Annotated in this window: 18 protein-coding genes; 8 read left to right on the top strand and 10 right to left on the bottom strand. The window is 53.7% G+C overall.

The annotated features are described in order from the left end of the window. Positions 1-86: 86 nt before the first annotated feature. The 6 genes from HT085_RS07975 to HT085_RS08000 all read right to left on the bottom strand — a co-directional run bounded on the left by HT085_RS07975 (position 87) and on the right by HT085_RS08000 (position 2,729). Complete coding sequence (locus tag HT085_RS07975) at positions 87-773, bottom strand: phage replication initiation protein, NGO0469 family (RefSeq protein WP_003691532.1); 687 nt, start codon at positions 771-773, stop codon at positions 87-89. Between the two features lie 68 nt (positions 774-841). Beyond that, the gene (locus HT085_RS07980; RefSeq protein WP_003691530.1) at positions 842-1,003 is read right to left on the bottom strand and encodes a hypothetical protein; all 162 of its coding nucleotides are present in this window, start codon (positions 1,001-1,003) and stop codon (positions 842-844) included. Further along, positions 1,000-1,278 carry an NGO1622 family putative holin gene (locus HT085_RS07985; protein WP_003691529.1) on the bottom strand — a complete coding sequence of 93 codons (279 nt, stop codon included), beginning with the start codon at positions 1,276-1,278 and terminating at the stop codon, positions 1,000-1,002. The genes HT085_RS07980 and HT085_RS07985 overlap by 4 nt, the downstream gene beginning before the upstream one ends. Positions 1,279-1,430: 152 nt before the next feature. After that, on the bottom strand, positions 1,431-1,763 hold the full coding sequence (locus tag HT085_RS07990) for a hypothetical protein (RefSeq protein WP_003691528.1): 333 nt from the start codon (positions 1,761-1,763) through the stop codon (positions 1,431-1,433). 256 nt (positions 1,764-2,019) lie between these two features. Further along, positions 2,020-2,496 (bottom strand): DUF6948 domain-containing protein, encoded by a 477-nt coding sequence (locus HT085_RS07995; protein ID WP_003691526.1) that lies wholly within the window; start codon positions 2,494-2,496, stop codon positions 2,020-2,022. A 32-nt stretch (positions 2,497-2,528) separates the two neighbouring features. Continuing rightward, on the bottom strand, positions 2,529-2,729 hold the full coding sequence (locus HT085_RS08000; protein WP_047919800.1) for a hypothetical protein: 201 nt from the start codon (positions 2,727-2,729) through the stop codon (positions 2,529-2,531). A 482-nt stretch (positions 2,730-3,211) separates the two neighbouring features. On the opposite strand from HT085_RS08000, the gene HT085_RS08005 reads away from it, so the two are divergent. Then, positions 3,212-3,430: a hypothetical protein gene (locus HT085_RS08005; protein WP_003691731.1), complete on the top strand. Its 219-nt coding sequence runs from the start codon at positions 3,212-3,214 to the stop codon at positions 3,428-3,430. 16 nt (positions 3,431-3,446) lie between these two features. On the opposite strand, the gene HT085_RS08010 is transcribed toward HT085_RS08005, so the two are convergent. From HT085_RS08010 to HT085_RS08020, 3 genes are all read right to left on the bottom strand, one after another. Continuing rightward, positions 3,447-3,806 carry a hypothetical protein gene (locus tag HT085_RS08010; protein ID WP_003691733.1) on the bottom strand — a complete coding sequence of 120 codons (360 nt, stop codon included), beginning with the start codon at positions 3,804-3,806 and terminating at the stop codon, positions 3,447-3,449. Further along, a complete protein-coding gene (locus HT085_RS08015; RefSeq protein WP_003695998.1) occupies positions 3,807-4,346 on the bottom strand; it encodes a Panacea domain-containing protein in 540 nt (179 codons plus the stop codon). Between the two features lie 159 nt (positions 4,347-4,505). Next, positions 4,506-5,210 carry a S24 family peptidase gene (locus HT085_RS08020; protein ID WP_003702453.1) on the bottom strand — a complete coding sequence of 235 codons (705 nt, stop codon included), beginning with the start codon at positions 5,208-5,210 and terminating at the stop codon, positions 4,506-4,508. A 127-nt stretch (positions 5,211-5,337) separates the two neighbouring features. Between HT085_RS08020 and HT085_RS08025 the strand changes: the two genes are divergently transcribed. After that, a complete protein-coding gene (locus tag HT085_RS08025; RefSeq protein WP_223169978.1) occupies positions 5,338-5,553 on the top strand; it encodes a helix-turn-helix domain-containing protein in 216 nt (71 codons plus the stop codon). 79 nt (positions 5,554-5,632) lie between these two features. After that, positions 5,633-5,788: a hypothetical protein gene (locus HT085_RS08030; RefSeq protein WP_003691446.1), complete on the top strand. Its 156-nt coding sequence runs from the start codon at positions 5,633-5,635 to the stop codon at positions 5,786-5,788. On the opposite strand, the gene HT085_RS08035 is transcribed toward HT085_RS08030, so the two are convergent. Next, positions 5,765-5,953, bottom strand: coding sequence for a hypothetical protein (locus HT085_RS08035; protein ID WP_003691445.1), 189 nt, complete (start codon positions 5,951-5,953; stop codon positions 5,765-5,767). The genes HT085_RS08030 and HT085_RS08035 overlap by 24 nt on opposite strands. Before the next feature lie 173 nt (positions 5,954-6,126). On the opposite strand from HT085_RS08035, the gene HT085_RS08040 reads away from it, so the two are divergent. Genes HT085_RS08040 through HT085_RS08060 form a run of 5 tightly spaced genes read left to right on the top strand, consistent with a single transcriptional unit; the run spans position 6,127 to position 8,964 of the window. Beyond that, positions 6,127-6,354, top strand: coding sequence for a helix-turn-helix domain-containing protein (locus HT085_RS08040; RefSeq protein WP_003691442.1), 228 nt, complete (start codon positions 6,127-6,129; stop codon positions 6,352-6,354). Next, positions 6,351-7,361 (top strand): helix-turn-helix domain-containing protein, encoded by a 1,011-nt coding sequence (locus HT085_RS08045; RefSeq protein ID WP_014580341.1) that lies wholly within the window; start codon positions 6,351-6,353, stop codon positions 7,359-7,361. Before HT085_RS08040 ends, HT085_RS08045 begins: the two co-directional genes overlap by 4 nt. 11 nt (positions 7,362-7,372) lie before the next feature. Next, positions 7,373-8,152 (top strand): ATP-binding protein, encoded by a 780-nt coding sequence (locus tag HT085_RS08050; protein WP_025455804.1) that lies wholly within the window; start codon positions 7,373-7,375, stop codon positions 8,150-8,152. Positions 8,153-8,164: 12 nt separating this feature from the next. Continuing rightward, the gene (locus HT085_RS08055) at positions 8,165-8,431 is read left to right on the top strand and encodes a hypothetical protein (protein ID WP_172763933.1); all 267 of its coding nucleotides are present in this window, start codon (positions 8,165-8,167) and stop codon (positions 8,429-8,431) included. Between the two features lie 38 nt (positions 8,432-8,469). Next, entirely contained in the window at positions 8,470-8,964 is a 495-nt protein-coding gene (locus HT085_RS08060) for a DUF3310 domain-containing protein (protein WP_003691434.1), read from the top strand. The last annotated feature ends 74 nt before the right edge of the window (positions 8,965-9,038 follow it).

Consider the following 9,038-nt stretch of genomic DNA (forward strand, 5'->3'; position numbering starts at 1 on the left):
ACTACTGCTTCAGAGTGCGGGGCCCGCCCGCAGGGCGCGGCGTTTGTTTGCGGTTTTCCGTCCGGTTTTACGCCCTGACGGCGGGCTTAATTAAAAGGGATGTCGTCCTCGATGTCTTCGGCAGGCGCGGCATTGCCTTGGGGGTGTTCCGTCTGCCCTTCCGCCGCTTGGGCCTGTTTCTGCGGCGGCGCCGGCGGTTGGCGGCCGTTTACGGCTTCGGCATATTCCGGGCTTTTGGCAATCTGCTCCCTCAGTTTCTCGTTCAGGAGGCCGTAATTCGCCCAATCGGGGTCTGACAGGTCGAAGGCAAAAACGGCGTTGTCCGGCTGTTTCGGGGTGTAGCTCTTCATCTTGTTGCTGATGGCGGAAATGTTGGCATAGGTGGTTTTGCCGTCGCTGCTTTCTTGGTGGGCGATACTCAACAGGCAGGGCTTGCCCAAAATATTGCGCAAATCGAAGTTGTCGCGTTCTTCCGGTGTAAAGTCCCTTCCGCGCCAGCTTTTGAGGTCTGTTGCCAGTTGGCTTTTGCTGTGCAGGCTGGCGGTGTACCGGCGGCTGATGAGGTAGGGCCTGCCGTCCGGCATCAGCATTTCCGGATCGCCTTCCGGGTCGATTTCCCACTGCACTAAAATCTTGTGCTGCCGCTTTTGTTCGTTTTGGTACTCGACGAGCTGCGTACCCAAATCGATGATGCGGATGCAGGTGGCGTGATGGCTGCCTGCCGGGCATGGTTTGAAATTGCTTTCGTCTTTCACACTTAAAATCAATGACATTTTCGGTCTCCTGTTAAAGGTCGTTTCGTCTATCGGTCTCGCGCTGTTTTATGCCTTGCGCGGCGGCGTTACCTGATAATGCTTTTAATGTGGCCTTCTGCCTGTTTTTCGGTCATCCGCCGTGTTTCGGCGGTTTCCGGGCTTTGCCGGTATTTGATTTCTTCGGGGCTTGGTCCGTACGGCTCTGTTTCTCCGCCGCCGGTGTAAGCGGTTTCGGGATGGAAGCTCATTCTTTACCCCCCGGCACTTCCGCATCGCCGTGCACCCGCCGGCAACCGGCTTCTTCTTCATCGGCATTCAGGTGCCGCTCTTCCAGCCAGATCTCGGCGCTCAATTCCGCAACTTCCGCCTGCTTTTGAGCCAACGCCATACGCATTGCCGCAATACCGGCGGGTTTTCCCTTTGCCGTACGGCTTCCGCCTCCCTTGGCGAATCCGAAGGCATAGCCCGCCGCCAATACCGCCGCCAATACCGCGAACTTAAACGCAATATTCCTTGTCTTCATTTCTATTTCCTTAATTTAAAAGGTTTTAATTGCGCACCGCGTCCGCTAAGGATGGTACGGACCGTGCGCCGTCGGGGTTATCTGCGGCTAAAATCTACAAAAACCGCCGCCGCGCCCACTCCCCGGCTGACGGCGCGGCATTCCTATGCCCGCTATGAATTTGCCAGCCTGCCGATGTTCTCCGCCAGCGCGAACCATTCCCGCTCGTCTATGGCGTAGTTCATCGCGGCTTCGGTATCTTTACCGACACGGGAAGCATCTTCCGTAAGGTACGTTTCCCAATCCTCCTGCGTATAAGGTTCGCCGTCCGCATCGCGGACAAACTCCCGCGCCGATTTTTTGGCAATCTCAATCAACCCGGATTCGTGCAGGATTCGGTTTTCCGCCTCCCAACCGTCCAAAGCCTGCCGCATATCCTCCCGCGCGTAATATCTTTCCATCCCCCAATCGGGGCTGCCGTAAGCCGCCGTGCCGTAATATTTCACCGCCTTCGTCCTTTCCGTTTGAGAAAACCGCCCGCAGCATTCACTGTTTCGCCGTGCCGTTGCCCCGCTTTGAAGTTCGATACTTCATCGCTTTGTGCTATCCCCGGCTTGGCAGATATAGCTTCGGGCGGTTTTAAGGTTTAGCCGTTGCCGCTGCCGTTGCTGTAGCCGTTGCCGTAGCCGTTGCCATAGCCGCTACCGTTGCCGCTACCGTTGCCGTTGCCGTAGCCGTGCTTCAATGGTTGATCTAGATAACTCATGACTGGTCGACCTCCAGCGCGGTGCGGATTGATTCAGCCGCGCCGCCTGTTACTGGGATAATCTCAATCGCCTCGAGCCATACGGAATCAAGCTCGCCGCAAATTTGGCTGCCGTCTTGCCTGATGCCGTGTCGTGCGACACCTGACAGGCTGATTGATTCCTTTGCCCACCAGCTGTACATTCGGCGCGCTTTTGTCAGAATCACTTCATTGCCTGCTTTTTGTTTCAACACACCAAACCAAACGCCTGCCGAATAAGTGCGGATGATGACTTCCTTGCCGATGGCAAAGTCGTTGATACCTTTTTGCTCGGCAACTGTTACCGGCGGTTGCGGCTCATGTTGCGGTTCGTCAAATTCGGTTGAAATGTCGGCGCGTTTTACACCCATTGCCGCTTCGAAATCGGCAGCAATGCCTGCAAAGACTTTTATAAGGTCTGACAAACTTTTCACTTCAAATTTATTTGCTTCCATTTTTGTTTCCTTTCGGGGTGGGGTTGGTTTCTTTACAAAACAATCATTACCTTCTCTTTTAAGCCGTCTTTTTTCACTGTAAAAGTGAAGGCAGTGTGATTGAGGCTTTCGCTTTTTCTAGTGGTCCATGTCGCTGCTGCGTCGCGGCAGATTTCACCAACTTTCAATAAAAGGCTTTGCCCGTCCTTTGCCCTCGCGCCAAACCGATTTATTCTGCTGATTAATTCGTTCATCTCGTTTCCTTCAAGTTGTTGTTTGTTTCGATGGGTGTAGTTTAGTAAACACTTAACATCTAGTCAAGTAAAATGTTTAGTGATTATTTAATAAATACTGAACATTTTGATTATTAAAAGAATTTATTTTTGAGATTTCGCAGGCGCAAAAAAACCGCCTATTAAGGCGGTTGTTTAGGAAAGAATGCCCTCTGCGCGTGTAGGGTATTTCGATACTTGCGTTTATTATATCATATGATATAATAAACTCATAGATTAGGAAATGAAGAAACCCCGTATCAGCCGATACGGGGCAACCTGAAAGAGAAAGGAGGCAATGTGATTAAGAAAATCCTAATCTGTGTGATTTTGTATTTCCTTGCAAGCTCCCCAGCGTGGTAGGGAAATACAAAACAAGTGATTAACGATTAACCATTTGCAGGGCAGTTAAGGAGGCTGCCCTTCCTCTTATCTTTCCCATACTCTACTATAAGGATTTAAAAATGGCAAATTCCAACAGCGGGCATTCTAAAAAATTGCGCGCGGCAACGGCGGCGGCGGCGACAAAGGCAAAACTGGCAAGCGGCGAATACCGGCAGTTTTCAGTGCAGGGGCGTGCCGAAGACGTGGAGCTTATCCTTGCCGCCGTGGAAAAAGCCGGGGGCAGCCGCGTACAGGCTTTGGCAAAGATTTGCAGGCGGTATCTCGAGGGGCTGTCTTAAGGGGGGTAAGACAAGGTTATTTGGGAATATCGGGCAGGATAAAAGGCGGGTGTCTGTCAAAACCGATGATTTTGATAAAGCCGTCGCAAAGGGTATAGTGAAGGATATAGGCGGATGTCAAATCGCCATACCTGCCGCCGTTGTATTTGGGAATGCCGATGTGATAGTGCCAAAGGTTGTGCCGTTGGGCAAATCGGACTTTTTCCAGCCATTGAGGATCGTCTGCCGGTACGTTGTCGCTGGATTTGTTCCTGCCGGGTAACCCTGATAAGCCGTTCTGTTGGACGTGTGCGATAAATTCCGCAATTTTTCTGCGGTCTTCTTTGGGGTAGTTTTTCAACGCTCTTTTGAAGTCTTCGCCAAGCAGCACCTGCATTTACTGCTCCAACCATTTTTCCAAGTCGTCGGCGCCGTTGAAATGCGGGACGCTGACAAAGCTGTCTTCAACGGCTGTTTTGAGTTTTTCAAGATTGAAATTGTAATCCGTCTGCGGCAGCGCATGGCGGAAATATTCCCCCATCAGCGCAATCCCTATGACTTCGCCCTGCCGGGTCTGTATCCACGGCGCTTCCTGATGGGTTTTATTGCGTAATGCCCAAGCGGTGTAGCAGCCCTGCTCTTTACGGACACGGTTGAGGACAACCAACTCTTCGTCCGCATATTTGTCCGGTTCGATATGGGCCGCAGGCAATGGGCTGCCGCCGTATTTTTTGTAGGTGCGGTAAATGCAGGGGACTACCGGACCGTGCTGCCAGTGTTCGATATTTTCGGCAAACAGGGGGCGGTTAAGTATGGCAAGGGCGTAGCCTTGTGCGTAATACAGGAGTTTTTGAAGTTTGAGATTGGAGATTTGCTCCCCGTCCTCTTCTTCAAAAGGGGAAAGGAAGAAATCTGCCACGTCGTACGCGTTCAGCATTTTCTGTTTCCGTTGTTATTTTTCTGTATATTAAGGCCGCCGGCCCATTATTTCAAGAAATAATTTGTGCAAATTATCCGGTATCGGCAGGCTGTCCGCGCCGTCGGCATATCGGGCGGATATATTTGAAAAATACTTGCCCTGCCGTTTCAGACGGCATCAATCCAACACGCTCCACCAAAATACCCTGCCGATAACGGACAGGCTGTCCAAAGGGGCGGTTTCGTCGGGATAGAAGCCGCTGTTGTGGCTGCGTATCAGCACGCTGTTGCCGGGCTGCCGTATCAGGTATTTGACGCGGAACATGCCGTCTTGGGCAAAGGCGTATATTTTGCCGTCGCGTATGGCGGTTTCGCCCGTATCTACGGCGATTGCCGCGTCTTCTGCGATTTTTTCCTCCATGCTGTCGCCGGTCAGGGTGCAGCAGAAGACGTTGTCGGGGTTGATGCCTTTGCGCCTTAACGTTGATTTGCCGAACGGCAGGCGGTAGCCGTTGTAGTCGGGGATTTCATACGCGCCCGCCCCGCCTTTGAAGCAGCTCTCTTTGAGGTAGGGGACGAAAACATAATCATCGTCGGGCAGCGGGTCGTTACTGCTCCACATCATCGGGCGGTGGATGTCTTTGACTTCGTGCGGCAGGTCGGGGTTGATGAGGACGGGCGTTGGTTCGCTCGGAACGGAATCCAAGTACAGACTGCCCATCCCATATTCTTCTTCAAGCCGTCTGCTTACCTTTTCGCCAAAAGATGCTTTACCGCTCATCAATTGAGATAAAAGGCTTTTGTCTTTAACCGGCAACTTTTTATTTTCAAAGAATCTTTTTAAATTATCGATACGGATGGCCTTCAGATCTCTATTAGTCATTTTCGCGCTCCATTCAGATTGGGATTCAATTTTATTTAGTTTCTGCTAAACAAACAAATATTAAATTTTCTTGCCTATGCGTTTAATATTTGCTAAACTCATTAAATATTTACGGTGAAACTACAGAATGACTCATTCAGAATTTATTAAAACGCTGTCAGAACAGCGTGGTGCAAAAACGGAATACGCTAAAAAACTTGGCTTATCCCTGTCTTTTCTATGGCAGATAGAAAACGGACGGGCAGTAACGCCAAAGCGTCTTTATAAAGACGTTATGTTGTTGACAAAAAATAAGGTTTCTATTTCTGAATTAATTTCGGAGTTCAGGGTTTGTCCCAAATAAAAAGCCCGTCGGGTCAGATGTTAATTGATATAACCGAATTGAAGCGGAAGTCATCCGCAATTTACCGGAAAGGAAAAAAATGAAGAAGCAGGACAGAAACCGCCTGTCGAAGAAAGACAGACGGCTGATTAAAAAGGCGATGCTGAAAGCCGCCGCCAAAGGCTGCGATGAGGTTTACAGAATCGCGCCGGGTTTGAAAGACGGCTTTGAATTACTTGGAAAGCAGCCCGATTAAATATTCGTCATCGGTATTTGGCTCCGATTCTTCGGGTTTTTGATGAAGTGTTCGGATGAATACCGCCAATTCTCCGGCTTGTCCTTTGGCCGTACTGCCGCTTAAGCGGATAGAACCGCTGCGGATAAGCTCTTTGGCGAGTATGAAGGATAAGTCGGACGGCATTTTTTTACTCCGTCGGCCGTTGTGTGGAAACTCGGTTGTAACGGGGTGACGGCAAATCGGAAAGACGGCTGACCGCCCGGACAGACGGGCGGCCGATAAAGAAAAACCCGCACGGGGCGGGTAATCCCCCCTGAATTGCAGGGAAGCGGTTCAGGTAACGGCGAAAGGCGATTATGAATCAAAAACAAACGCAATGCAAACAAATTGTCGATTACATCCGTAACAAGGGATGCATCACATCCCTTGAGGCTTATCAGAACCTGAAGGTGACGCAGCTTGCGGCACGGATAACCGACTTGGAAGGCAGGGGCTTCGTGTTTGCCAAGCCGCGCATGAAGGCGGGCGGCCGCGGGAAGCCTGTTACGCATTATTCGATTGTCAAAAACGGAGCGGAAGTATGAGTGCGAGGCTGATGGGGATGGCTTTCAAAACGGGTATCCCGAGGGGGCAGCGTTTTGTTTTGGTGAAGTTGTGCGACTGCGCCAACGACGAGGGCTTGTGTTATCCGTCGCAAGAAACGCTGGCGGAAGATACGGGCTTCGCCGAAACCGCCGTACGGCAGCATATCAAGTGGCTGAAGGATAACAATTTCATCAAGTCCGCCCGGCGGCAGAGGGGGCGGGAGAGGAAGTCCGACATCTACCGCATCAACGTCGCCCTGCTTGAAAAATGCTATGCGGAGGCGGCAAAACGGAAGGCGGCGCGGCAGGCAAAAATGTGGGAAGAACCATTGGATTACGAACCGTCGGATTTTGAACCGTCGGATTTTGAACCGTCGGATTTTGAACCTTCGGATTTTGAACCTTCGGATTTTGACGCTAAGAACCATCAGATTTTGAGCGATGAACCATCAGATTTTGCGCTAAGAACCATCAGATTTTGCGCTAAGAACCATCAGATTTTGAGCGGCGAACCGTCAGATTTTGACGGTTCCTTATATGTAGAACCGTCAGTAGAACCGTCAGTAGAACCGTCAGGATCAAATGCGCGCGGCGCGCGCGCCCCTGCCGGACCGCACCCTGCGAAACCGCAAACGGCGCCTCCCGAAACCGCACCGGCGGCGAAGGCGAAAAAAACCGGCAGGCACGAAACCGAGCTTTCGCTGCTTGCCGACTACGGCATCACGGGGCAGGTGGCGGCGGACTTCCTGCAAGTCCGCAAGGCAAAACGGCAGCCGCTGACGGAAACGGCAATGCGCCTGATTGCCGCCGATGCGGAGAAATGCGGGATGACGGCGCTGCAGGCGGCGGAGTACGCCATCGCCAGCGGCTGGGGCAGCTTCCGCGCCGACTGGCTGCAAAACAAAACTTTCGGCAGGTCCGGAAACCGCGGCGGCCCGACGCACAACCAAACCGCCGCCGTGCCGGATGCGGGAAGCTACGGCGATATGCCGACGACGGATTTTTGAGGGGGCTTGGTATGGCTTTGAAGGGCGCGTCTGATTTTTTGAGGGCTTTCTGCAGTGTGCAGACCGAACGGCGGCAATGCGCGGAACACGGCGGATACGCGGCGAAAAGCGTTTTGCGCGGCGTGTGGACGGGCTGCCCGGCCTGCCGGAAGCTGGAGGCGGCGGACGAAATGGCGGCATACGCGGAAACGCTGCGCCGCGAGGCGATGCGCGACGCGCTGGAAAAACGCATCGGGCGTTCGGGCATCGCCCCGCGGTTCAGAAACTGCCGGATTGAAAACTACGCCGTCAGCGATTCGATCCCGGGGATGGCGAGGGCGAAGGCGGCCGCCGCCGAGTATGCGGCAAACTTCGCCGATGTGTTGCAGACGGGGCGGAGCATGATTTTTTCGGGCAGGAGGGGCACGGGCAAAAACCACCTTGCCTGCGGCATCGCCCGCGAAGTCATCGCCGCCGGCAAAAGCGCGCTGGTCATCACGGTGGGCGATATGCTGCGGACGGTCAAGGACAGTTTCGGCGGCGGCGGCGGCGAGGCGGGGGCGGTCGGGGTTTTCGTGAAGCCCGATTTGCTGGTGCTGGACGAGTTCGGCGCGGGCAGTCTGTCGGAAACGGACGGGCGGATTTTGTTTTCCGTCGTCAACGCCCGGTACGAGCGGCTGATGCCGATGCTGGTGCTGACCAACCTGACGGCGGAAGCCTTCCGCGAAAACACCGACGCGCGGATCAGGGACAGGCTGCGGGACGGCGGCGGCAAGCTGATTCCGTTCGACTGGGAGAGCTACCGTGCGTGAAACCTGTTTCTATTGCAACCATGCCGACTTCAAAACCAACACCGGCACGCCGGTGCGCGGTTTTGCGAAATGCGCGAAGGCGCGGAATGCGGAGGAAAAAGCGACGTACTACCCGCGAACCAATCCGTGCGCCGCCGGGGCGTTTCAGACGGCATCGGGGGCGGCAGTCGCAAAAAGGACGGCGGTGCTTGGGGAATATCCCCCCCCCGCAATGCGCCGAATTTGAGCGGGAAGGCGGGTAAAACGCTTGGGGAATACCCCAGCCTACCCGAGATTTAAAAAACGCGTTAAAACGCAAATTTGAAAGGAAATACGGAATGACGGTCCGAAACACGCAAACCGAAACCGTCCGGACGGAAGCCGCGCCGCAACAAGGCGGCAATACCAACCCGGGCTATTACAAAAACCGCGCCTTCGAGTGCGTCGGGTTTGCGCAATACCTCAACTTCAACCTCGGCAACGCCTTCAAATACATCTGGCGGCACAAGGAAAAAGGCGGGCGCGAAGACTTGGAAAAAGCCCTGCGGTACTTGGAACGCCAACGCGCCGACGCGCCGAAGTTCAAGAAACTCAAATGCCGCCGCTATGAAAAAATGTACGCCGGTCTGAAAGATTGCGGGTTCGACGGCGGCACGGAGGCCGCGCTGCTTGCCGTCATCTCCGCCGCTTATTACATCCGCGACGGCGAAGACAATTTTGCGTGGGCGGCCGCCTGTGTCGAAGATTTGTTGGAAAAAATGCCGCCTGAAGCGGGGCGGGCCCCGCACCCTGAAAGCCCGATGCCGCCTGAAACGGCGGGCGGAGGCATTTGACCCGCCAACCCGACCGCCGTGATTCCCGCGAAAGCGGGAATCCGGAATCCCGGACTTTCAGATAATCTTTGAAT

This window comes from Neisseria gonorrhoeae, from assembly GCF_013030075.1.
Taxonomy (GTDB): Bacteria; Pseudomonadota; Gammaproteobacteria; order Burkholderiales; family Neisseriaceae; genus Neisseria; species Neisseria gonorrhoeae.